The organism is Amycolatopsis sp. NPDC004772, assembly GCF_053601215.1.
Map to the genome: position 1 here is coordinate 122,189 of NZ_JBSGBK010000014.1, position 20,687 is coordinate 142,875.

Below are 20,687 nucleotides of genomic sequence, written 5' to 3' on the forward strand. Positions count from 1 at the left end.
CCCGGATTGACCGGGTGGGTGACGGGGTATCACCCGATGGGGCACCGACCGAAGAGGCGGGAGCGGGATGAGCGAACGGGACGGGCTCGGCGCGGCGGCGCGCGGGCTGCGGCAGTACCTGCTGGCCGTGGCGGCCAAACTGGACGCGCCCGCCTGGTTCTGCGAGGTGGACGTCCCGGCCGGCGCGTATGTCGCGCTGGAGCGGCGGCTCGCCCGGTTCCCGGAGCACGAGACGGCCCTGCTGTGGGACGAACGCGACGGCTGGGCCGCGGCGGTCGAGTCCTCGTGCGGCGACGAAGTCATCGTGCTGGCGTACCTGGGCGAGGACGTCCTGCCGGCCCCGGAAGCGGTGGTGGACTTCGTGGCCGGCCTGTACGGCGAAAAATACCCGGGCCGGCCCGACCCGCCGGACTTCCGCAGACCCGGCACCGCCGACGGCTTCGACGACCGCCTGGCCGCCTACGCCGGCGACCCGGTCGGCCAAGCCTGAACCAGCCTGATCAGCGGGCCGGCAGCACGCAGAACTCGTTGCCCTCCGGGTCGGCGAGCACGATCCACGGGTCGTCGGGCGGGTCGTCGAGGACCTTCGCCCCCAGCATCACCAAGCGCTCGACCTCGGCGCGCTGATCTCCTTCGACCGGGGCCAGATCCAGGTGGAGCCGGTTCTTGACGGCCTTCTCCTCGGGCACCGGCTGGAACAGCAGCGCGGGGCCGTCGTCGAACTCGACCTGGCGGTACGTCAGGCCGTGGGAGTCCGTCCACGTGCGGGTCTTCGCGCTGCCGAGCGCCGCGGCCCAGAACTCCGCCAGCAGGTCCGGCTGACGGCAGTCCACCGTCACGGCCAGGATCCGGGCCGCCGTCATGCGGCCCCCACGATCCGGTTGACGGCTTCGGCGACCAGGTCCGGTTCGGACACCGTCACCGTCAGGCCCGGGTGACGGACCAGCCCCCACGGATCGATGCCCCGGACCGGCTCCCGGAACCGGAGGCACACGCCACCCTGCGTGGTGGTGCCGAAAGTCAGGCCGCGATCGGCCAGTGAGAGTCGGGCGCCCAGGACGCGAACCGCACGGTACGGGCCGGTGGCCTCGGCGCCGGCCAGGTTGCTCAGCGGCGTCTCGACCAGCCACGGCCCGAACCGGACGCGCAAGCCGTCGGCGTCCAGGTCCAGGCCGGCGCGCGGACCCAGGATCCGGCGCACCAGCGGGGATCCGACGGCGAAGTCCGCGTGGAGGCGGTAGTGCACGACGACGGTGGGGGCGTCGACCGCGGTCATGCTCCGCCGCCCAAGGGTGGGACTTCCGGTTCGTCGTCCGCCGGGAGTTCGGGGTCGCGCCACTGCTCGGCGCGGGTCGGGCCGTTGCCCTGCAGGGTCCCCTGCAGCTCGGCCTTGATCGCCTCGTCCTCCCGGGGCGAATGCCGGTCGCTTTCACGGTGCACGGGAACCTCCTTCACGCGGTGTTCTCTGCGGCTACCCGGCGATCGCCCGGCGAAACGGCCGGGTCACCGCGAGCGCGCCGTGGTCCGGTTGACCGCCCGCGCCGCCACGATGCCGAGCACCAGGGCGGCGGCCGAGGTCAGCCCGTGCAGCCAGTTGTCCGCCCAGTTCAGGTTGATCGGGTCCTCGGGGTTGACGAGCGAGGTGGCGAGGATGCCGTAGGCGGTCATCCCGGTGAAGCCGACGAACAGCACCCAGCAGTAGATGATCGCGCCGGTGCGGCGGGTCGCGGCGAGCAGCCCGAGCACGCCGACCACCGAGTGGACGAGGTTGAGCAACGGCGTCACGCTGAAGATCCAGACGACGCGGCTGGTCTCGTGGCCGACCGCGGCGGTCTCCGGGGTCAGGAACCCGGCGATCCCCAGCACGAGGTAGAGCAGCCCGAGGACGGCGACGACCGGCCGGAGCCACGACGCCGGGGTGCGGGTTTCGGCGGAAGACATGGGTTTCTCCTTCCCTCCGCGGCCGGATACCCCGTCAGGCGTGCGGAAAACGGACAAGTGGAAGGGGCCGGACGGCGGGCTGGGGGAGCCGCCGTCCGGCCCGCGGCCGGAGCCCACGCCGGTCCCTGCAGCCAGGACGCGGGCCCCTGGTCTCAGGGGGAACGCCAGTCGTGACCGCGGTGGGCGGTCCCGTGCTGGGCTCCCATCAACAAGAGGCCGCCGTCGACGACGAGCGACGTGCCGGTGATGTAGCCGGCCGCCGGGGTGGCCAGGAACGCGACCGCGGCCGCCACCTCGGCCGCGTGGCCGGGGCGGCCGAGCGGGATGCCGGGCCGGTCCTGCTCGCGCGGGTCGGCGTCGGTCTGGCCGGTCATCGGGGTCGAGATCTCGCCGGGCGCCACCGAGTTCACCGTGATGCCGTGCTCGGCGAGCTCCAGGGCGAGGACCTGGGTCAACGCGCCCGCGCCGGCTTTCGCGGCGCAATAAGGCGCGGCGCCGACGCGCGGGACGTGCTCGTGAACGCTGGTGATGGTGATGATCCGGCCGCCGCGCCCGGCGTCGATCATGTGCCGGGCGGCGCGCTGGGACAGCAGGAAGACGCCGTCGAGGTCGACGTCGAGGACCTGCCGCCACTTCTCGTAGCCGAGGTCCATCGCGAGCCGGCTGCTGCCGGTGCCGGAGCAGTTGACCAGGACGTCGATGCCGCCCAGGTCCCCGGCGAACGCGTCGACGACGTCGGCGGCGGCCGGCAGATCGGTCAGATCGAGCTGCCGGACGTGCGCGGTCACGCCGTGCGAGCGGGCTTCGGCCGCGGTTTCCTCGGCGCCGCCGGCGTCGGAGTGGTAGGTGATGCCGACGTCGAGACCGCCGCCGGCGAGCGCGGCGGCGACCGCGCGCCCGATGCCGGAGTCGGCGCCGGTGACGACGGCGCGCCGCGGCGAGGCGGCTTCGGCGGGTAGCGGCGCCGGGAGCGACACGGGCATCTCCTTTCGTTCCCGGTCGGCTACCACCCGCTCCGGGGACTAAACGCGAGGCCGCGGGGTATTCCGGCCCGATGAGACTGGCCGTGCTGGACATCGGGTCGAATTCCGCTCAGCTGCAGGTGGTGGACGTTTCCGCCGGAGCCCCGCCGCTTCCGGCGCACGCGGTGAAGGAACCGACGCTGCTCGCCGAGGAACTGCGGCCGGACGGGACGTTGAGCGAAGAGGGCATCGAGCGGGTGACGGGCGCGGTGGGCCGGGCGGTCGACGCGGCGGTGCGGCTCGGCGTCGACCACCTGTACCCGTTCGTCACCGCGGCGGTGCGCGACGCGGTGAACCGCGACGAGGTCATCGACCGCATCCAGGCGGGCTCCGGCATCCGGCCGCAGTTCCTGTCCGGCGAGCAGGAGGCGCGGCTGACGTACTTCGCCGCGCGCCGCTGGTACGGCTGGTCGGCCGGGCGGCTGTTGCTGATCGACATCGGGGGCGGGTCGATGGAGCTGGTGCTCGGCCGGAACGTCGAGCCCGAGCTGGCCGTCTCGCTCCCGCTGGGCGCCGGCCGGCTGACCCGCGAGTTCCTCACCGCCGATCCGCCGACGCGCCGGCAGGTGAAGGCGCTGCGCCGGCACGTCCGCGACACGCTGTCGGAGGTCTTGGACCGCCTGCGCTGGGAAGGGCCGCCGCGCCGGGTCGTCGCGACGTCGAAGACGTTCAAGCAGCTGGCCCGCCTCACCGGCGCCGCGCCGCAGCGCAAGGGTCCGTTCGTCACGCGCGAACTGGTGGTCGCGGACGTGCGCGGCTGGATCCCGCGGCTGGCCCGCGTCCCGGCGGCGGAACGGGCCGGGTTCCGCGGTATTTCGAAGCCGCGGGCCCGGCAGGTGGTGGCCGGCGCGCTGGCGGCGGAAGGGACGTTGTCGGCGCTGGACGTCCCGAGCGTCGAGGTCTGCCCGTGGGCGTTGCGGGAAGGAATCCTGTTGCGGCACCTGGAACAGCTCGCCGAGTCGACGCCGTTGCCGCTGGTGCCGCTGACGCGCCACCCGGACGCGGAGGTCCGCCACCTTCACCCGGCGGGGGAGCAGCCGGTGCCGTCCTGAGCGTGTGTGGACCGCCCGGCGGGGTAACCGCGCGGTTCCCCGAACGGAAGGAGAGCTCCCGTGAGCAAGCCGAACCCGATCGAACTGCAGAAGTACCTGTCCGGCGTCGACTACCCGGCGCAGCGCGACGACCTGGTGCGTGCCGCCGAGCGGAACGGTGCCGACTCGGACACCCTGGACATCGTGCGCGGCCTGCCGGACCGGACCTACGAAGGGCCCAGCGGGGTGAGCAAGGAGATCGGCGGCTGACGTGCTTCGCGGCCCGGGTTCCGTACCCGGGCCGCGGTCACCACGCCGTCAGCTCGGCGCCCTCGGGAACGACGGCGCCGGGAAGCGCGAGGGCGGTCACCGCGCGGCAGACGTCGGCGGGGTCGATCGTGTCGAGACACGGATGGCCGGGGACCGGGCAGACCCGGGCGCGAGTGGCGCGGCAGGGGGCGTGCTGGTCGCCCAGGACCACCGTGGGAACGCCGTACGGCGCCCACCGTTCCTGCGGCACCACCGGCGCGAACAGCGAAACCACCGGAGTGCCCGCCGCCGCGGCCAGGTGTGCGGGGCCGGTGTTCGGGGCCACCACGACCTGAGCGCCGGACAGCACCGCCGCCAGCTGGGGCAGGGACGTCCGGCCGCCGAGGTCCACCGCCGCCGTCCCGGCCACCTCCTGGGTCAGTGCGCGCTCCGCCGGCGCCCCCGTCACGAGCACCCGGTGCCCGTCGGCCGCGAGAGCCCGCACCGTCTCGCGGCTCCACGCCGCCGACGGCTGGCGGGCGGGCACCGACGCCGCGGGGTGCACCACGACGTACGCCCCGCCGCCGGTCAGCCGGGCCATGTCCGGCAGCGGTCGGCGCAGCGCCAGGGCGCCGTGGTCGTCCGGCGGCAGGGCGTACCCGGCCGCTTCGGCGAGCGACAGCATGCGTTCCGGCTCCGGCGGATCGCCGTCGACGCGGTGGCGCAGGTCGAGCAGGCTGCCCGGGTAGTCCTCGGAAATCGCGCCGATCCACGGCACCCCGGCCTGTCGCAGCAGGAGCGCCAGCGGGAGCGGGGACTGGTGGAACGACGTCAGGATCAGCGCGCGGTCGAACGACTTCGCGCGGATCAGCGCGACGAACGCGCCGGTGTCCTCGGCGGTCACCGGCGGGGGCTCGGGGTCGATCCACGGCGCGGTCCAAGTGAGCAGGTCGGCCACGCCCGGCAGCAACTCGCCCGCGGCCCGGCCGTGCGGTCCGGTCAGCAGCGTCACGTGCGCTCCGGACGCGGCGACCGCGCGAACGCAGGGACCGGCGAGCAGGACGTCCCCGAGGTTGTCCTGCCGGGCGACGAGCACCCGGGTCATCCGGCGACCCCGGCGACGCGCAGCGCCTCGGACAGGTCCCGCGCGACGGCGGCGTGCCGGCGGGCGCGGGCGATCTCCGGTTCGAGCGTGCGGTGGGTCGGTACCAGCACCGCACGGGCGCCGGCCGCGAGCGCGGCCTCGACGTCGGCGCCGGTGTCGCCGATGACCACACAGGACGCGGGATCGACGCCGAGCTCGCCGGCGGCCCGCAACACCATGCCGGGGGCCGGTTTGCGGCACGCACAGCCGTCGCCGTCGTCGTGGACGCAGACCTGCCAGGTGCCGAACGGGCCGAACAGTTCCTGGACGCGGGCGTTCACCGCGTCGAGCTGGCCGGGGGTGATCAGTCCTTTCGCAACTCCGGACTGGTTGCTCACCACGCCGACCGGGATCCCGCGCTCCCGCAGCCCCCGGACGAGCTCGACGGCACCGGGCACCGGGCGGACGCCGTCCGGGTCGTTCAGGTAGGGGACGTCGACGATGAGCGTGTCGTCCCGGTCGAACAGCACCGCGACCGGGGGCCGGGGCCGCCGCGCGGCGACCTCCCCGCGCAGCCGGTGGTAGCACGCGGCGGGCGGGATCAGGGCGCTGGTGACGACCATCCGCGCCACTTCGCCGGGGGTCCGCGGGCCGGGCAGGATGCGGCGGGTCGCGAATTCAGCCGTCAGCCCGGCCCAGACACCGGCCGCGAGCAAGGCCTTCCCGCGCTGCTTGAACAGCGGCAGCGCGAGCGCGGCCAGACCGGCCACTGTGGACAGTGCGTGCAGGCCCAGCCGGCCGGATCCGGCGCCGGTGCGCTGCCGCCAGAGCACGCCGTGCTTGGCCCGCATCAGCGCGTTGTCGGCGTTGCCGCGCTGGGCTTTGAGGCTGTAGAAGAACCCGGCGCGCCGGGCGGGGTGCGTGGTCAGCCGTTCGCCCTGGTCGATCCGGTGCCCGGCCTCGGCGACGCGCAGCGCGAGGTCGGAGTCTTCGCGGAACGCGCGCGGGAACCGCTCGTCGAACCCGCCCGCTTCGACCAGGGCACTACGGCGGTAGGCCATGTCGGCGGTGATCCACCGCGCGTGCTCGAGCCCGGCGGTACCGCGTTCGTCGTCCGTGGGCCGCCGGTCGGTGGGCAGCGGCACGGTGATCCGGCCCTGGGAGGCAGCCACGTCCGGCGGCAGCGAGCCGAGGTCGGCCTCGAGCTGCCGCGCCCAGTCGGGAGCGAGCACGACGTCGTCATCGACGAAGGCGATCCACTCGCTTTTCGCGGTGCGCCAGCCGAGGTTCCGCGCCGCCGCGGGCCCGCGCCCGCCGGAGCGCAGCACGCGGACGCCGCCGGGGACGTCCAGCTCGGGTCCGCTCGGGCGGTCGTCGACGACCAGGATTTCCACCGGCCGCGGGTCCGGGCCGGTCAGCAGGGTTTCCAGCAGTGGCCGAAGTGTCTCCCGGCCCGTCGTGGGGATCGCCACGGTGTAGTCGAGCGTCACCGGCCCCGGTTACCCCGGGCGGGGGTGATCAAACGGCGTGTCGAAGCCGTCGCGCCCGGGTAACCGGCGGGCGACGAGAAGGAGGTGCGGATGATCGAGATCCGGAACCCGGCCGACGGCACCGTGGTGGGCACCGTGCCGACCGCGGGCGAAGACGAGATCGACGCGGCGCTCGCGCGGGCCCGCCGGACGCCGTGGGCCCGGACGCCGGCCGCCGAGCGCGGGACGTTGCTGCACACCGCGGCCGAGCGGCTGCGGGCGCACGCCGACGAGCTGGCCAAGACGAACGAGGCGGAGACGGGCAAGCCCCGCGACGAAGCCCGCGAAGGCGTGCTCGCCGGGGCGGGAACGCTGGACCAGTACGCCGAACTCGGCCCGGTCCACCGCGGCCGCAGCCTGCTCGGCGACGCCGGCGCGACGGACCTGATGGTGCCCGAACCGCGTGGTGTGGTCGTGGCGCTCACGCCGTGGAACGACCCGGTCGCGGTCGCCTGCGGGCTGCTGGGGGCGGCGCTGGCGACCGGGAACACGGTGGTGCACAAGCCGAGCGAGCGGGCGCCGCACACCGGTCAGCTGCTGGGCGAAGTGCTCGGGGACGTGTTCCCGGAGGGCGTGCTGCAGACCCTGCACGGCGACGGGGGCGTCGGGGCGATCCTGGCGATGCACGCCGGCGTCGACGTCATCGCCCACGTGGGCAGTACGGCGACCGGCCGGTCGATCGCCGCGAGCGCGGCGGCGACCGGGGCCAAGACGTTGCTGGAGAACGGCGGCAACGATCCGCTGGTGATCGACGAGGACGTCGACCCGGCGTGGGCGGCCGGCCAGGCGGCACTGGGGGCGTTCGCCAATTCGGGCCAGATCTGCGTGGCGGTCGAGCGGATCTACGTGTGCGCGGCGATCGCCGAGCCGTTCCTGGCGGCGCTGGTCAAGGAGGCCGAGACGCGGACGCTGGCGCCGCTGGTGGACCGGCGGCACCGCGACCACGTGCACGCCCACGTCGAGGACGCGCTGTCCCGCGGGGCGCGGTTGGTGGCCGGTGGCCTGGTCCCGGACGGCCCCGGCGCGCACTACCCGGCCACGGTGCTGACCGACTGCGCACCGGAGCTGCGGGTGATGACGGAGGAGACGTTCGGCCCGGTGGCGCCGGTCCGGGTGGTCTCGAGTTTCGACGAGGGCCTCGCGGAGGCGGCCGAGGGCGAGTACGGCCTGGCGGCGACGGTGCTGACGGCTTCGATGGCCCACGCCCAGCGCGCGTGGCGCGAGCTGCCGGCGGGGACGGTCAAGGTGAACAACGTGTTCGGCGGCGCACCGGGCGGGGCGGCACATCCGCGCCGCCGGAGCGGGAACGGGTACGGCTACGGGCCGGAGCTGCTCGACGAGATGACCCAGACGAAGCTCGTGCACATCGCACCACCGGCATGACCGGACAGCGGCAGAGACACGGAGAGCTTCGGCCGGGCAACGCGGATCCGGGGGACGACACCTCGCCGGCGGGGGAACGGTACGACCGGACCTCCGCCGGTTGGGTGGCCCGTCTGCTCCGGCAGCGGAGCAGCGAAAACTTCTCATCGGACGACGACCGGCACGACCGGACCCCCGTCGGCTGGATCGCCCGGGCCCTTCGCGTCCCCGGCCGGGAGCGGCGGATTCTCGTCCAGAGCGCCAAAGCCACCTTCGCTGCGACCGCGGCCTGGCTGCTCGCCACCCTGGTCCTCCACCTGCCCCAGCCCTTCCTCGCTCCCTACGCGGCCGTCTTCCTCGTCGAAGCCACCGTCTACCGCTCCTTCCGCGGGTGGATCCAGCAGGTCGGCTCGGTCGCCTCCGGGGTCCTGCTCGCCGCCGTCGCCGGGCACTTCATCCCGTGGCAGGCCGTCGCGCTCGCCGCCGTCGTCTTCCTCGGGCTCCTCGCCGGGAGCTGGCGGCGGTTCGGGGACGCCGGGGTCTGGGTGGGCGTCACCGGGATGCTCGTCATCTCCTACGGCACCGCGCGCGAGCCCGTCCTCCTCGGCGACCGTCTCCTGGAAACGGCGCTGGGCGCCGCCATCGGCGTCGCCGTCAACACGCTGATCCTCCCGCCGCTCTACGGGGAACGGCTCGCCGCGGCCGCCGGGCGGCTCGGGAAAGCCCTGGCCGCCCTGCTCGAATCGCTGTCGGACCTGATCCGCCGGGACGAGCCGCCGGAGGATCTCGATCACCTGCTGTCCCAGGAGCAGGACACGCGCAGCCTGGTCCTGGCCGCCGAGGAAGCCGTCGGCCTGACGCGCGAAGGGCGGATGCTGAACCTCCGGCGGGGGCGGCCGTCCGCCGGAGCCCGGCACGAACGTCCACTTCGGACGCTCATCGGGCTCTGGCCCGCCACGGCGCAGCTGATCGCCGGCGTGCGGACCACGGCGGGGCGCCGGGAGCACCCGTTCGAGTACCCCTGGCCGGACGCGCGGGAAGCGCTGGCCGACCTGATGCACCACCTCGCCGGGGCCGTGCAGGCCGTCGCGGTCGCCGGTGAACCCGTCGAACTGGACGAATGCCGCGCACTGCTCGGGAAGCTCGAGGAACGGCTGGTGACGGCCGAGGAGGACGGCGTACCCGCCCGGCTCGGCCTCGGCACCATGACGCTGCCCGCGCGGCTGCTGCTGGAACAGCTGGAGAAGCGCTGACCGCTAGTGCACGGCGATCGCGTCGGCGTCGGACCGGTGCCGGCGGCAGGCGGTGCACACCATCGTCTGGCCCAGCAGCGTGCCGTCGCCGGACACCAGCCGCGCGACGTGTAACGTCGGCAGGCCGCACTCCTCGCAGGGGATCGGCTTGCTGTCGCGGCTGATCATGACTCGGTTCGGCATGGGTGGAGCCCCCTGACGGGATGGTAGGTCCCGGCGGGTTACCCCGTGTCCTGCGCCACACTCTTCCGGCGCAGTGATGTCACTCGAACGGCGTAGTCACTTGGCCGGGTACTGCTGCGTGCGCAACAGCTCGGCGAGGTGGACGGCGTTGCGGACCAGGATCGCGTTCGTCGAGGCCACGGCCTCGGGCGTCTCGTCGAGGTCCTGGTAGTCGCCGCCCTGCATGGCCTCGCCGTTCCAGTAGGTCGCGCCCTGGGCCGGCACCGTGAAGCCGACGTCGTTCAGGGCCTGGAAGAGGTCCGCGATGATCTTGTGGGCACCGTCTTCGTTGCCGACGACCGCGGCCACCCCGACCTTGCCGAACATCGCCGGCCGCCCCTCGTCGTCCGTTTCGGACAACTCGGCGTCGAGGCGTTCCAGAACCCGCTGCGCGACGCTCGACATGTGACCGACCCACGTCGGGGTGGCGATCAGCAGGACGTCGGCGGCGGCGATCTTCCGCCGGATGTCCGGCCACGCGTCGCCGTTGCCCATGTCGGCCTCGACGCCCGGCCGGACGTCGTGGTCGACCACCCGGACCAGCTCGCCGGTGGCGCCGCGCTCGGCGAAGAGGTCGAGCAGCTGCCGGGCGATGAGGTCGCTGCTCGACTTCGCCGGCGACGGCTTGAGCGTGCAGGTCAGCGCGAGGACGCGCAAGGTCATGACTGCCTCCTGGGATGGGTGCCGACGCCGAGGTGGGCGAACCCCGCTCCGGCGAGGACGTCGGGATCTAACAGGTTGCGGGTGTCGACGACGACCGCCCGGTCGGCGGACGCGGCCAGCCGGGCCCAGTCGAGGTCCCGGAATTCGGGCCATTCGGTGAGCACGACCAGCGCCGCGGCGTCCTTGGCCACCAGGTACGGGTCGTCGACGACCTGGACCGAGCCCATGCCGGGCACGCACGCGACGGCCGGGTCGTGCGCGGTCAGCTCGGCGCCCGCGCGGGCCAGGTCGTCGGCCACCGCCAGGGCGGGGGAGTCGCGCAGGTCGCCGGTGCCGGCCTTGAAGGCCAGCCCCAGCAGGCCGATGCGGGCCCCGGCGAGGGAGCCGGCCGGAGAACCGGTGACGGCCTGCCGCACGGTCCGGACCACCCGGGCGCGCTGCCGGGCGTTGACGCGGACCGCGTCCCGGAGGATGCCGAAGTCGACCCCTGCCGACTCGGCCGCGTGCAGCAGCGCCGAAGTGTCCTTCGGCAGGCACGACCCGCCCCAGCCGGGGCCCGGCGCGAGGAACTCCGGGCCGATCCGCGCGTCGAGGCCCATGGTGCGCGACACCTCGCGGACGTCCGCGCCGAACCGCTCGCACAGTTCGGCCAGGACGTTCACATAGGACAGCTTCACGGCGAGGAACGCGTTGCTCGCGTACTTCGCGAGTTCGGCGCTGGCCGAGTCGGTCGCCACCACCGGGGCGCCGGTCGGCTCGTACAGCCGCGCAACCCGGTGCGCCGCCGGTGAATCCGCCGGATCGGTGCCGACGACCACCCGGTCCGGGTGGAGGAAATCCTCGACGGCGTGACCTTCGCGGAGGAACTCCGGGTTGGCCACCACCGGCAGGTCGTCGCGGCCCAGCAGGTGCGGGAGCCGGGCCGCGGTGCCGACCGGCACCGTCGACTTGGTCACCAGCACGCAGCCCGGCCGCAACAGCCGCCCGAGCTGCGGCACGACCTGTTCGAGCACGCCGAGGTCGGGCCGGCCGTCCTCGGCGGGCGGGGTCGGCAGGCACAGGAAGACGAGGTCCGCGCCGTAGAGCTCGGCCTGGGCGGTGGTGAAGCTCAGCGTCCGGTCGGCGAGGCCCTGGCCGACCAGCTCGGCGAGGCCGGGTTCGGCGATCGAAACGAGACCCCGGCCCAGCTCGTCCACTTTGGACTCGTCGGCGTCCACGCAGGTGACCCGGTGCCCGAGCCGCGCGAAACACGCGGCGCTGGTCAGCCCGACGTAGCCCGCACCGACGATCCCGATGTGGTCAGCCATGCGCCACCCGCATCTCCAGGGCCGAACGCGTCGCGGCCAGTACGCGCTCCTCGCCGAGCAGCAGCAGCCCGCCGTCCGGCTCTTCCCCGTGCGGGTCGCCGACGTTCCCGGCCCACAGCACGACGTGCTGCCGCGCCGACGGCGGCGGACCCCACAGCCGCGGCGGGGTGGGGCCGAACAGCAGCACCGACGGCGTGCCGAACGCCGTGGCGAGGTGCCCGACGCCGGTGTCGCCGCAGACCACCAGGGCCGCGCCGGCCACCAGCGCGGCCAGTTCCGCCAGGTCGGTGCGCCCGGCCAGCACGGCCTCGTCGCCGAGCCCGGCCGCGTCGGCGATCGACCTCGCCAGGTCGCGTTCGGCCACGCTGCCGGTGAGCACCACGCGGTGTCCGGTCGCGGCGAGGTCCCGGACGACGGTCGCGAACCGCTCGGGCGGCCAGCGCCGGGCCGGGAACGCCGCGCCGGGGTGCACCACGACGGCGTCCGGTGCCGGGCTCGGGCCCGGCGGCGCGGGCAGGTGCAGGGCCGACCGGTCGGCCTCCAGGTGGTGGTATTCGACGAGCCGGCACCAGCGGTCCACTTCGTGCACATCGTCGCGCCATTCGAGCCCCGGCACGTCCGGGAAGTCGGGGTGGCGGTGGGTCAGCAGCTCGGCCGGGTCGGTGTCGAGCAGGTCGTGGAGGCTCTCCGGGCCGCTGCCGTGCAGGTTCACCGCCAGCCGCGGCGGCGGGCCCGGCCAGGCGAGTTCGCCGAGCCCGGACGTCGGCAGCAGCTCGTCGGCCGCGTCGATCAGCTCCACCAGGTCCCGCAGGCTCTCCGGCGCGGCCAGCACCAGCCGGTCGCCGGGGTACGCCGCACGCAGCGCGCGCAACGCGGGCATCGCCGTCAGCAGGTCGCCGACGCCGAGCGCGCGCAGCACGAGGACCGCGGAGCTCACGGCCACGACCCCTCCTCCGATGCGCACACGACCATTTCGCGGACTTCGGCGCCGGGTGGCTGCTGCAGCGCGAAGACGACGGTGTTCGCGACGTGCTCGGGCTGGTTGAGCTTCGCGTCCGGCGGCGGCTTGTACTGGTCGGTGCGGTCGTCGAAGAAGTGCGTCCACATCCCGCCCGGGACGAGCAGCGTGACGCCGACGCGCCCGGCCAGCTCGGCGGCCAGCGCGCGGGTGAAGCCGACGACGCCGAACTTCGAGGCGCAGTAGGCGGTCGCGTCGCTCACCGCCTTGATGCCCAGCGTGGACGCCACGGTGACGACCGTGCCGTGCGAGCGTTCCAGGTAGGGGAGCGCGGCGCGGATCACCGCGGCCGTGCCGAACAGGTTCACCTTGACCACTCGCTCCCAGTCCTCGGTGGACACTTCGCCGAGCGGTCCGCAGGCGTCGGTGCCGGCCGCGGTGAAGACGCCGTCCAGGCCGCCGGCGCGCTCGGCGAGCTCCCGGACCGCGGCCTCGGTCGCGGCGGTGTCGGTCAGGTCGGCTTCGACGTACTCTGCCGGGTCTTCGGGCCGGACGCGGTCGAGGATGTACGGGGTGCCGCCGGCCTTGCGGACGGCGTCGACGGTGGCGGCGCCGAGTCCGGACGCGCCACCGGTGATCAGGACGTTGCCGAGGGGTCGCATCGCTCTCCTTCGCGGGGGAGGGGGTCAGGCACTGGCCGCCGCGGCGACCAGCCGGGAAGTCGAGTAGCCGGGCACGGTCGGGACGAGCACGACCTCGCCGCCGTGCCGTTCGACCACTGCGCGTTCGGGCAGGTCCGCGTCGGCGTAGTCGCCGCCCTTCACCCACACGTCCGGGCGCAGCTTCTCCAGGACGGTGGTGGGCGAGGCCTCGTCGAACACGGCGACGGCGTCCACAAAGGACAACGCGGTGAGCAGCCGGGCCCGGTCGCGGTCGCGGACCAGCGGGCGGCCCGGGCCCTTGAGGCCCCGCACCGAAGCGTCGGAATTGAGGCAGACGACGAGCGCGTCGCCGAGGGCGCGGGCCTGCCGCAGCAGGCTGACGTGCCCGGGGTGCAGCAGGTCGAAGCAGCCGCCGGTGGCGATCAGCCGGCCGCCGGTTTCGCGGATCCGCTCGGCGAGGCCGAACGCGTCGGTGGCCGGCTGCGGGTCGGGCACCGGGCCGTCGTTCGTGGACAGCGCGGTCGCACCGCCGGCGGCGACGAACCGGGCGGCCGCCTCGACCGCCGTCACCACGGCTTCGGTCGTGTCCGCACCGCCGAGCAGCGCCGCGGTGGCCGCTGCGGCGAACCGGTCGCCCGCGCCGCACGTGTCGGGCGCGGTGTGGCCCGGCGTCCGCGCCGCGACGGGGATCGGGACGGTCGTTTCGCCGAGGCCGTCGGCGAGCACCGCACCCCGGGACCCGACGGTCACCGCGACCGCGTCGGCGTGCCAGTGGCCGCGCAGCAGCTTGGCCAGCTCGGCCGGTTCCTCGTGCCCGGCGAGCACCGCGCGCGCCTCGGCGAGGTTCGGCGTGACCAGCCGTGTGCCGGGCACCGGCTGCGCCCCGCGCGGGTGCGGGTCCCAGACCACCGGGATCCGCTCGGCCACCTCCCGCAGCAGCCGGCGGACGTCGGGGTTGCGCGTCAGGCCGCGGCCGTAGTCGGCCACCAGGATCGCGCCGGCGTTCTCCACGGCTTCGTGCACCCGGGCGGGCAGCGGGTCGGTGGTCGCCGTGCCGTCGCCGGAATCCAGGCGCAGCAACGACTGCCCGCCCGCGCGGACCCGGGTCTTGCACACCGTGGTGCCGCGCAGCGGCAGCGGCAGCACGGTGACGTCCGGTTCCAGCAGCCCGGTGAGCGCGTGGCCGCCTTCGTCGTCGCCGAGCGGCGTGACCAGGACGACCTCCGCCGCCGATCGCGCGGCCAGCAGGGCGGCCAGGCCGGCCCCGCCGGGGCGGCGGCGCCGGGCCGTCAGGTCGACCACCGGGACCGGCGCCTCGGGGCACAGCCGCTCGGCGGTGCCTTCGGCGTCGACGTCCAGCAGGGTGTCGCCCAGGACGACCAGCGGCTTCACGCGGTCACCCCGAGCGCGTCGTCGAGCGCCGCGCACAGGCCGTGGACCAGCGCCAGGTGCATCTCCTGCACGGTCGCGACGGTCGGCGCTTCGACCGTCACGGCGTCGTCGCACAGGGCGGCGAGCGGATTCGGGGCGGGGCCGGTCAGCGCCCAGGTCGTCACGCCGAGCTCGTGCGCGGCCTTCGCGGCGGCGACGACGTTCTGGCTGCCGCCGCTGGTGGACAGGCACACCAGGACGTCGCCCGGCCGCCCGTGGGCGTGCACCTGCCGGGCGAACACCTCGTGGTCGCCGTAGTCGTTGACGATCGCGGTGGTCGCGGACGTGTCCGCGTGCAGCGCGATGGCCGAGAGGGGACGGCGTTCGTGGCGGAACCGGCCGACGAGCTCGCCGGTCAGGTGCTGGGCTTCGGCGGCGCTGCCACCGTTGCCGCAGGCGAGCAGCCGGCCACCGGCCTCGAAGACGCCGGCGAGGTGCCGGCCCCACGCGGTGATCTTGGGGGCGGATTCACGGGCCCGGCCGGCCGCTTCGGCCAGCGCGGCGAGATGGTCTTCCATCACGGCACCTCCTTCTTCTCCGGCGACGCCGCGCCGGTCGGGGTGGATCGCGGTCGCCGGAGCACGAACGGCCCCAGCGCGAGCAGGTCGATCGGGGCCGAGCCGAAGCACTCGAGGGCGTCTCGTGGGGAGTCGACCATCGGACGGCCGGCGGTGTTGAGGCTGGTGTTGATCACGACCGGCAGGCCGGTCCGCCGCTCGAAGGCGGCCAGCATCCGGGCCAGCACCGGGTTTTCGCGTTCCTCGACGGTCTGTACGCGAGCCGTGCCGTCGACGTGTGTGACGGCCGGGATGCGGTCGCGCCAGCCCTCGGCGACGTCGTGCACGAACAGCATGTACGGGCTGGGCAGCGGGCCGCGGCTGAAGATTTCGGCCGCCCGCTCGGCCCGCACCATCGGCGCCACCGGGCGGAACTGCTCGCGACCCTTGACGTCGTTGAGGCGCTCGAGGTTCGCCTTGCGGCCCGGGTGGGCCAGGAGCGACCGGTGGCCGAGGGCCCGTGGGCCGAACTCGGCGCGGCCCTGGAACCAGGCGATCACTTCGTCGTTCGCCAGCGCTTCGGCGACGGTCTCGGCGAGGTCGTCCGGTCGTTCGTACGGCAGCTTGGCCTGGACGAGGATTTCTTCCAGCTCCTCGTCGGTCCACCCGCGGCCGAGCCCGGCGTCGCCCATGGACGTGCGGGGCTCCCCGGCGTCGGCGGCCAGCTGCAGCGCGGCGCCGAGCGCGGTGCCCGCGTCCCCGGCGGCGGGCTGCACCCAGATCCGGTCGAACGGGCCCTCGGCGTGCAGCCGGCTGTTGGCGACGCAGTTGAGCGCGATCCCGCCCGCCATCGCCAGGTCGCGCTGGCCGGTGGCCTCGTGCAGCCAGTCCGCCAGCTCGAGGAGGATGTCTTCGAGGACTTTCTGGACACTCGCGGCGAGATCGGCGTGCCGCCGGGTGAGTTCCTCGCCGGCTTCGCGTCGCGGGGCGAGGTCGGCCAGGTTGACGCCCGAGGCGTGGAAGCCGCCGTCGCCGGTGACGTGGACGTGCTCGCAGAGTTCGTCGAGGAAAGCCGGCTTGCCGTAGGAGGCGAGCGCCATGACCTTGTACTCGTCGCTGGACCGCGCGAAGCCGCAGTGCTCGGTGAGGTCTTCGTAGAGCAGGCCGAGCGAGTGCGGCAGTTTCTGCGCGGCCAGTTCCTTGAACCGCCCGTCGCGGTACTCACCGGCCAGGTAGGACGTGCTTTCGCCGCGGCCGTCGGCGACCAGCACGGCGCAGTCGCCGAACGGCGCGGCGAGCGCGGCCGAGGCGGCGTGGGCGACGTGGTGGCGGACGAACTTGACGATGCCGGGATCGAGCCCGGGCAAGGCGGACTTCAGGAAGAGGGGCGCCCGCTTGGCGAACTCCGTCCGCAGCTCCTCACCGCTCGAGTCGTGCCCGGGCAGGCCCGGCTCGACGAGCGCGGGGTCGTAGGAGTAGCCGACGGCGTCGAGGTCCTTCGCGGACAGTCCCGCCCGGGCGAGGCACCAGGCGGCGGCCTGGGCGGGCTGTTCCCAGGTGGAGAACGGCACCGCCTGCTTGCCGTGCTTGCGGCGGCTGAAGCGTTCTTCCTCCGCCGCGGCGACGATCTCCCCGTCCACCACCAGCGCTGCGGCCGGGTCGTGGAAAACGGCGTTGATCCCGAGTATGCGCATCGACCTGCCTCTGGCGTTTCGGCGCGGACTCGCAGGGCCCGCTCTCGCCTATAGCGCTACCCGGCGAAGTCGTTGATAAACGATGGCGCGCATAAGCCCTGGGCGTCGCTACTCAGCGCGACGGCGCGCGGCGGAACCACGCCGCAGTGCGACGGAGGCCGTCGTCGGCGTCGATCTTCGGTTCCCAACCGAGGACGTCGCGGGCGAGGGTGATGTCGGGGCAGCGCCGCTGCGGGTCGTCGACGACGGCGTCGATGTACTCGACGGGGGAGCGGGAGCCGGTGATGTCCTTGATCCGCTCGGCCACCTGACGGACGGTCAGCTCGTCCGGGTTGCCGATGTTCACCGGTCCGGGGTGGCCTGACCGCGCGAGGGCGAGCAGGCCGCGGACGGTGTCCTCGACGTAGCAGATGGACCGGGTCTGTTCGCCGGTGCCGGTGACGGTGATCGGCTCGTTCCGGAGCGCCTGGTCGAGGAACGCCGGGATCATCCGGCCGTCGTGGGCGCGCATGCCGGGGCCGTAGGTGTTGAAGATCCGCGCGATCCCCGTGTCCGCGCCGAATTCGCGGCGGTAGGCCGAGGTCAGTGCTTCGGCGTAGCGCTTGGCCTCGTCGTAGACGCTGCGCGGCCCGATCGGGTTGACGTTGCCCCAATACCCTTCGCGCTGCGGGTGTTCCAGGGGATCGCCGTAGACCTCGCTGGTCGATGCGAGGACGAACCGGGCGCCATCGCGGCGGGCCAGTTCGAGGGCGTTCTCGGTGCCGTGCGACCCCGCGCGGAGCGTCTCGATCGGCAGGGCGAGGTAGTCGCGGGGTGACGCGGCCGAGGCCAGGTGGAACACGACGTCGGCTTCGCAGCTCAGCGGCATCGGCTGCGTGACGTCGTGGCGCACGAACCGGAACCGGTCGTAGTGGCGCAGGTGGTCCAAGGAGTCCGCCGAGGACGTCGCGAGGTTGTCGACGGCGACGACTTCGATGCCCTCTTCGAGCAGCAGCTCGCACAGGTGGGCGCCGACGAAGCCGGCACCCCCGGTCACCACCGCACGTTCGAACCGCCTGGCCACTCCCGGATCCGTCATGCCGTGGCGGCTACCCGGCCCCGGTGGGCGCAAACCCGTGTAACGGGGTGGCGAGCGGGTAAGCGCCACCACCATGCGAGTTCTGCTCACCGGTTGGGCCAGTTTTCTGCACGGGGAAGCCACGGCGGGTGACGTCCTGAGCCTGCGCGCGGCCGGGGCCGCGCTGGCCGAGGCCGGGATCGACCACCGGGTCGCGTGGAGCCCCGGCTTCCGGCCCGGCACCCTGCACCTGCCCGACGCGCCCCCCGACGACTATACCCACGTGGTGTTCGCCTGCGGCCCGGTCCACGGGCCGCAGGTGCGTTCGCTGCACGAACGCTACGCGGCTTGCCGCCGGATCGCGGTCGGCGTGTCCGTACCCGACGCCGAAGACCCGGCGGTGACGGGGTTCCACCGGGTCCTCCCGCGCGACGACGGCGTCACCACCGAACTCGACCTTTCCCTGGGTGCACCGGTGTCGCCCACGCCGGTGCTGGGCGTGATCCTGGCCCCGCGCCAGCCGGAATACGGCAGCGCGGGCCGGCACGGCGACGTCCACGAGGCACTGACCGGCTGGCTCGCCGGCCTGGACTGCGCCCGCGTGCCGCTGGACACGCGCCTGGCGCACGAGGACTGGGAGCGGTGCGCGACCCCGGACCAGTTCGCCGCCGTGGTGTCCAAAATGGACGCCGTGGTGACGACCCGGCTGCACGGACTGGTCCTCGGGCTCAAGGCCGGGGTGCCGGTGCTCGCCGTCGACCCGGTGGGCGGCGGCGGGAAGGTGACCGCGCAGGGCACCGCGCTGGACTGGCCGGTGGTGGCCGCTTCGGACGTCACGGACCCGGCGTTGCTCGACGCCCGCCTGAAGTGGTGCCTGTCGGCGAAGGTGCGGCCACCCGCGCACCCGGCATCCTTGGCCGCGCTGGTCGACGAGCTGGTGGGGGCGCGGTGAGCGCGCGCACGACCGTCGTCATCGCCACCCGCAACCGCGCCACCGAGCTGGCGCGCACCCTCACCCGGCTGTCCTCTTTGGACCCCCGGCCGCCGGTCATCGTGCTGGACAACGCCTCGGAGGACGACACGGCCGCGGTCGCCCGGCGTTATCGATGCGTCCGCGTGATCCGGCTGCCGCAGAACCTCGGCGCCGCCGCGCGCACCCTCGGCGTCATCGCGGCCGACACGCCGTACGTCGCCTTCAGCGACGACGACTCGTGGTGGGCACCGGACGCGTTGGTGGAGGCGGAGCGGATCTTCGACGAGCACCCGCGGACCGGCCTGCTCGCCGCGCGCACCCTCGTCGGCCCGGAATGCCGGGACGACCCGGTGACGCCCGAAATGGAGCGCAGCCCGCTGGGGCACCCGGATGGCGCGCCCGGGCCGCTGGTGCTCGGCTTCCTGGCGTGCTCGGCGATCGTCCGCCGCTCGGCGTACCTGCAAGTGGGTGGCTTCAGCCCGCTGCTGCACTTCGGCGCGGAAGAACAGCTGCTGGCCTACGACCTGGCGGCGCGCGGCTGGGAGGTCTGCTACGTCGGACGTCTGCGCGCCCACCACCACCCGTCCCCGTCGCGCCCACCGTCGTCGTGGCGCCGCCGGGCCGAACTGCGCAACCAGCTGCTCATCGCCGTGCTGCGCCGCCCGCCGCGAGTGTGTCGCCGCGAAGTGGCACGGACGCTGGTGCGGGCGCCCGGCGCCGTCCTCGGCGCGGTCCCGCGGCTGCCACGCGCGCTGAGCTCGCGGCGCGTCCTGCCCGCCCACGTCGAACACCAGGCCCGGACTCTGGAAAGGACCGCCGAATGGCGCGAATCTCGGTCGTGATCATCACCCGCAACCGCCGGTCGCAGCTGCGGGAGACCCTGGACCACATGACGTCCTTGCCGGACGCGGCGCCCCTCTTCGTCGCGGACAACGGATCCACGGACGGCACGGCCGACATGGTCGCCCGCGAGTTCCCGGGCGTCCGCCTGTTCCGCCTGGCGGAGAACCTCGGCGCGGTGGCCCGCAACATCGCGGTCGAGGAGGTGACGACCCCGTACGTGGCCTTTTGCGACGACGACACGACGTGGCAGCCCGGCGCGCTCACCCAGGCCGCCGACCTGCTGGAGTCGTATCCGGGGCTCGGCTCGGTGACCGGGCGCTGCCTGGTCGAGCCCGGCCTGGCCGAGGACCCGATCACGCCGGAACTGCGCGAGTCCCCGGTCCCCGGCCCGGACTGGCTGCCGGGGCCAGCGCTGCTCGGCATCATGGCGGGCTTGACGGCGGTGCGCGTCAGTGCGTTCCGCGAGGTCGGCGGCTTCTCGACCCGGATGTGGCTCGGCGGCGAGGAGGAGTTGTTCGCCCTCGACCTCGCGGCGCGCGGCTGGTGGATGTGCTGGGCGGAGGACGTGGTGATCCACCACGCGCCGTCGAAGCTGCGCGACCCGCGCCACCGCCGCCGCCTGGGCATCCGCAACACGATGTGGACGCTCCTGCTGCGCCGCCCCTGGCCGGCGGTCTTCCGCCGCGGCCGCGAGGTCCTGCGCACCGCGCCTCGCGACTCGGCCACCGCTGCGGCGCTCCTGGACGTGGCCCGCGGCCTGCCGTGGGTCCTGCGCGACCGCCGCGTGGTCCCGCCGCACGTCGAGCACGGCCTCCGCCTCCTGGAAGCCCCGCAGCGGGAGTCGAAGGCCCGCCGCTACGTGGGCTGAGACAGTCGTGAGTGGTAAGGCGGGTTCTAACCCGCCTTACC

General features: G+C 74.1%; 24 protein-coding genes. 8 read left to right on the forward strand and 16 right to left on the reverse strand.

What is annotated here, in order from left to right; all coding sequences use genetic code 11:
* Window positions 1–67: 67 nt before the first annotated feature.
* The gene (locus tag ACWEF6_RS12165; protein WP_449682956.1) at window positions 68–490 is read left to right on the forward strand and encodes a DUF6292 family protein; all 423 of its coding nucleotides are present in this window, start codon (window positions 68–70) and stop codon (window positions 488–490) included.
* Between the two features lie 10 nt (window positions 491–500).
* On the opposite strand, the gene ACWEF6_RS12170 is transcribed toward ACWEF6_RS12165, so the two are convergent.
* The 5 genes from ACWEF6_RS12170 to ACWEF6_RS12190 all read right to left on the reverse strand — a co-directional run bounded on the left by ACWEF6_RS12170 (window position 501) and on the right by ACWEF6_RS12190 (window position 2,918).
* On the reverse strand, window positions 501–863 hold the full coding sequence (locus ACWEF6_RS12170) for a VOC family protein (protein ID WP_449682957.1): 363 nt from the start codon (window positions 861–863) through the stop codon (window positions 501–503).
* A complete protein-coding gene (locus ACWEF6_RS12175) occupies window positions 860–1,276 on the reverse strand; it encodes a hypothetical protein (RefSeq protein WP_449682958.1) in 417 nt (138 codons plus the stop codon). Before ACWEF6_RS12175 ends, ACWEF6_RS12170 begins: the two co-directional genes overlap by 4 nt.
* On the reverse strand, window positions 1,273–1,440 hold the full coding sequence (locus ACWEF6_RS12180) for a hypothetical protein (RefSeq protein WP_449682959.1): 168 nt from the start codon (window positions 1,438–1,440) through the stop codon (window positions 1,273–1,275). The genes ACWEF6_RS12175 and ACWEF6_RS12180 overlap by 4 nt, the downstream gene beginning before the upstream one ends.
* Before the next feature lie 63 nt (window positions 1,441–1,503).
* Entirely contained in the window at window positions 1,504–1,941 is a 438-nt protein-coding gene (locus ACWEF6_RS12185) for a DUF4383 domain-containing protein (RefSeq protein ID WP_449682960.1), read from the reverse strand.
* Window positions 1,942–2,093: 152 nt separating this feature from the next.
* A complete protein-coding gene (locus ACWEF6_RS12190) occupies window positions 2,094–2,918 on the reverse strand; it encodes an SDR family oxidoreductase (RefSeq protein WP_449682961.1) in 825 nt (274 codons plus the stop codon).
* 77 nt (window positions 2,919–2,995) lie between these two features.
* Between ACWEF6_RS12190 and ACWEF6_RS12195 the strand changes: the two genes are divergently transcribed.
* Window positions 2,996–4,015 carry a Ppx/GppA phosphatase family protein gene (locus ACWEF6_RS12195; RefSeq protein ID WP_449682962.1) on the forward strand — a complete coding sequence of 340 codons (1,020 nt, stop codon included), beginning with the start codon at window positions 2,996–2,998 and terminating at the stop codon, window positions 4,013–4,015.
* A gap of 60 nt (window positions 4,016–4,075) precedes the next feature.
* Entirely contained in the window at window positions 4,076–4,264 is a 189-nt protein-coding gene (locus tag ACWEF6_RS12200) for a DUF2795 domain-containing protein (protein ID WP_449682963.1), read from the forward strand.
* Between the two features lie 37 nt (window positions 4,265–4,301).
* Here ACWEF6_RS12200 and ACWEF6_RS12205 read toward each other — a convergent pair whose 3' ends face one another.
* Entirely contained in the window at window positions 4,302–5,348 is a 1,047-nt protein-coding gene (locus tag ACWEF6_RS12205) for a glycosyltransferase family 9 protein (protein ID WP_449682964.1), read from the reverse strand.
* On the reverse strand, window positions 5,345–6,817 hold the full coding sequence (locus tag ACWEF6_RS12210; RefSeq protein WP_449682965.1) for an HAD-IIIA family hydrolase: 1,473 nt from the start codon (window positions 6,815–6,817) through the stop codon (window positions 5,345–5,347). Before ACWEF6_RS12210 ends, ACWEF6_RS12205 begins: the two co-directional genes overlap by 4 nt.
* A gap of 90 nt (window positions 6,818–6,907) precedes the next feature.
* Here ACWEF6_RS12210 and ACWEF6_RS12215 point away from each other — a divergent pair, with 90 nt between their 5' ends.
* Both ACWEF6_RS12215 and ACWEF6_RS12220 read left to right on the forward strand, forming a co-directional pair.
* A complete protein-coding gene (locus tag ACWEF6_RS12215) occupies window positions 6,908–8,239 on the forward strand; it encodes an aldehyde dehydrogenase family protein (RefSeq protein WP_449682966.1) in 1,332 nt (443 codons plus the stop codon).
* Window positions 8,240–8,352: 113 nt separating this feature from the next.
* Window positions 8,353–9,471, forward strand: a complete 1,119-nt coding sequence (locus ACWEF6_RS12220) for an FUSC family protein (RefSeq protein WP_449682982.1) — start codon at window positions 8,353–8,355, stop codon at window positions 9,469–9,471.
* Between the two features lie 3 nt (window positions 9,472–9,474).
* Here ACWEF6_RS12220 and ACWEF6_RS12225 read toward each other — a convergent pair whose 3' ends face one another.
* The 9 genes from ACWEF6_RS12225 to ACWEF6_RS12265 all read right to left on the reverse strand — a co-directional run bounded on the left by ACWEF6_RS12225 (window position 9,475) and on the right by ACWEF6_RS12265 (window position 17,983).
* The gene (locus tag ACWEF6_RS12225; RefSeq protein WP_310975682.1) at window positions 9,475–9,654 is read right to left on the reverse strand and encodes a hypothetical protein; all 180 of its coding nucleotides are present in this window, start codon (window positions 9,652–9,654) and stop codon (window positions 9,475–9,477) included.
* 96 nt (window positions 9,655–9,750) lie between these two features.
* Window positions 9,751–10,356: a flavodoxin family protein gene (locus tag ACWEF6_RS12230; RefSeq protein WP_449682967.1), complete on the reverse strand. Its 606-nt coding sequence runs from the start codon at window positions 10,354–10,356 to the stop codon at window positions 9,751–9,753.
* A complete protein-coding gene (locus ACWEF6_RS12235) occupies window positions 10,353–11,663 on the reverse strand; it encodes a UDP-glucose dehydrogenase family protein (protein ID WP_449682968.1) in 1,311 nt (436 codons plus the stop codon). The genes ACWEF6_RS12230 and ACWEF6_RS12235 overlap by 4 nt, the downstream gene beginning before the upstream one ends.
* Complete coding sequence (locus ACWEF6_RS12240; protein WP_449682969.1) at window positions 11,656–12,606, reverse strand: glycosyltransferase family 9 protein; 951 nt, start codon at window positions 12,604–12,606, stop codon at window positions 11,656–11,658. The genes ACWEF6_RS12235 and ACWEF6_RS12240 overlap by 8 nt, the downstream gene beginning before the upstream one ends.
* Complete coding sequence (locus tag ACWEF6_RS12245) at window positions 12,597–13,283, reverse strand: SDR family oxidoreductase (RefSeq protein ID WP_449678408.1); 687 nt, start codon at window positions 13,281–13,283, stop codon at window positions 12,597–12,599. The genes ACWEF6_RS12240 and ACWEF6_RS12245 overlap by 10 nt, the downstream gene beginning before the upstream one ends.
* A 24-nt stretch (window positions 13,284–13,307) precedes the next feature.
* Window positions 13,308–14,675 (reverse strand): PfkB family carbohydrate kinase, encoded by a 1,368-nt coding sequence (locus ACWEF6_RS12250; protein WP_449682970.1) that lies wholly within the window; start codon window positions 14,673–14,675, stop codon window positions 13,308–13,310.
* Window positions 14,672–15,232, reverse strand: a complete 561-nt coding sequence (locus tag ACWEF6_RS12255) for a D-sedoheptulose-7-phosphate isomerase (RefSeq protein ID WP_449682971.1) — start codon at window positions 15,230–15,232, stop codon at window positions 14,672–14,674. Before ACWEF6_RS12255 ends, ACWEF6_RS12250 begins: the two co-directional genes overlap by 4 nt.
* Window positions 15,232–16,905 carry a carbamoyltransferase family protein gene (locus ACWEF6_RS12260; RefSeq protein WP_449682972.1) on the reverse strand — a complete coding sequence of 558 codons (1,674 nt, stop codon included), beginning with the start codon at window positions 16,903–16,905 and terminating at the stop codon, window positions 15,232–15,234. Before ACWEF6_RS12260 ends, ACWEF6_RS12255 begins: the two co-directional genes overlap by 1 nt.
* Window positions 16,906–17,017: 112 nt before the next feature.
* Window positions 17,018–17,983, reverse strand: a complete 966-nt coding sequence (locus ACWEF6_RS12265) for a UDP-glucuronic acid decarboxylase family protein (protein WP_449682973.1) — start codon at window positions 17,981–17,983, stop codon at window positions 17,018–17,020.
* A gap of 73 nt (window positions 17,984–18,056) precedes the next feature.
* On the opposite strand from ACWEF6_RS12265, the gene ACWEF6_RS12270 reads away from it, so the two are divergent.
* From ACWEF6_RS12270 to ACWEF6_RS12280, 3 genes are read left to right on the forward strand one after another with little or no spacing between them, the layout of a single operon-like run.
* Window positions 18,057–18,914: a polysaccharide pyruvyl transferase family protein gene (locus tag ACWEF6_RS12270; protein ID WP_449682974.1), complete on the forward strand. Its 858-nt coding sequence runs from the start codon at window positions 18,057–18,059 to the stop codon at window positions 18,912–18,914.
* Complete coding sequence (locus ACWEF6_RS12275) at window positions 18,911–19,777, forward strand: glycosyltransferase family 2 protein (protein WP_449682975.1); 867 nt, start codon at window positions 18,911–18,913, stop codon at window positions 19,775–19,777. Before ACWEF6_RS12270 ends, ACWEF6_RS12275 begins: the two co-directional genes overlap by 4 nt.
* On the forward strand, window positions 19,756–20,646 hold the full coding sequence (locus ACWEF6_RS12280; RefSeq protein WP_449682976.1) for a glycosyltransferase family 2 protein: 891 nt from the start codon (window positions 19,756–19,758) through the stop codon (window positions 20,644–20,646). Before ACWEF6_RS12275 ends, ACWEF6_RS12280 begins: the two co-directional genes overlap by 22 nt.
* The last annotated feature ends 41 nt before the right edge of the window (window positions 20,647–20,687 follow it).

What these genes read in the sequence shown, in the direction of transcription:
- ACWEF6_RS12185 (WP_449682960.1), bottom strand. Translation starts at nt 1,941, where the DNA reads ATGTCTTCCGCCGAAACCCGCACCCCGGCGTCGTGGCTCCGGCCGGTC.
- ACWEF6_RS12175 (WP_449682958.1), bottom strand. Translation starts at nt 1,276, where the DNA reads ATGACCGCGGTCGACGCCCCCACCGTCGTCGTGCACTACCGCCTCCAC.
- ACWEF6_RS12235 (WP_449682968.1), bottom strand. Translation starts at nt 11,663, where the DNA reads ATGGCTGACCACATCGGGATCGTCGGTGCGGGCTACGTCGGGCTGACC.
- ACWEF6_RS12205 (WP_449682964.1), bottom strand. Translation starts at nt 5,348, where the DNA reads ATGACCCGGGTGCTCGTCGCCCGGCAGGACAACCTCGGGGACGTCCTG.
- ACWEF6_RS12245 (WP_449678408.1), bottom strand. Translation starts at nt 13,283, where the DNA reads ATGCGACCCCTCGGCAACGTCCTGATCACCGGTGGCGCGTCCGGACTC.
- ACWEF6_RS12270 (WP_449682974.1), top strand. Translation starts at nt 18,057, where the DNA reads ATGCGAGTTCTGCTCACCGGTTGGGCCAGTTTTCTGCACGGGGAAGCC.
- ACWEF6_RS12195 (WP_449682962.1), top strand. Translation starts at nt 2,996, where the DNA reads ATGAGACTGGCCGTGCTGGACATCGGGTCGAATTCCGCTCAGCTGCAG.
- ACWEF6_RS12215 (WP_449682966.1), top strand. Translation starts at nt 6,908, where the DNA reads ATGATCGAGATCCGGAACCCGGCCGACGGCACCGTGGTGGGCACCGTG.
- ACWEF6_RS12280 (WP_449682976.1), top strand. Translation starts at nt 19,756, where the DNA reads ATGGCGCGAATCTCGGTCGTGATCATCACCCGCAACCGCCGGTCGCAG.
- ACWEF6_RS12255 (WP_449682971.1), bottom strand. Translation starts at nt 15,232, where the DNA reads ATGGAAGACCATCTCGCCGCGCTGGCCGAAGCGGCCGGCCGGGCCCGT.
- ACWEF6_RS12225 (WP_310975682.1), bottom strand. Translation starts at nt 9,654, where the DNA reads ATGCCGAACCGAGTCATGATCAGCCGCGACAGCAAGCCGATCCCCTGC.
- ACWEF6_RS12165 (WP_449682956.1), top strand. Translation starts at nt 68, where the DNA reads ATGAGCGAACGGGACGGGCTCGGCGCGGCGGCGCGCGGGCTGCGGCAG.
- ACWEF6_RS12170 (WP_449682957.1), bottom strand. Translation starts at nt 863, where the DNA reads ATGACGGCGGCCCGGATCCTGGCCGTGACGGTGGACTGCCGTCAGCCG.
- ACWEF6_RS12230 (WP_449682967.1), bottom strand. Translation starts at nt 10,356, where the DNA reads ATGACCTTGCGCGTCCTCGCGCTGACCTGCACGCTCAAGCCGTCGCCG.
- ACWEF6_RS12260 (WP_449682972.1), bottom strand. Translation starts at nt 16,905, where the DNA reads ATGCGCATACTCGGGATCAACGCCGTTTTCCACGACCCGGCCGCAGCG.
- ACWEF6_RS12265 (WP_449682973.1), bottom strand. Translation starts at nt 17,983, where the DNA reads ATGACGGATCCGGGAGTGGCCAGGCGGTTCGAACGTGCGGTGGTGACC.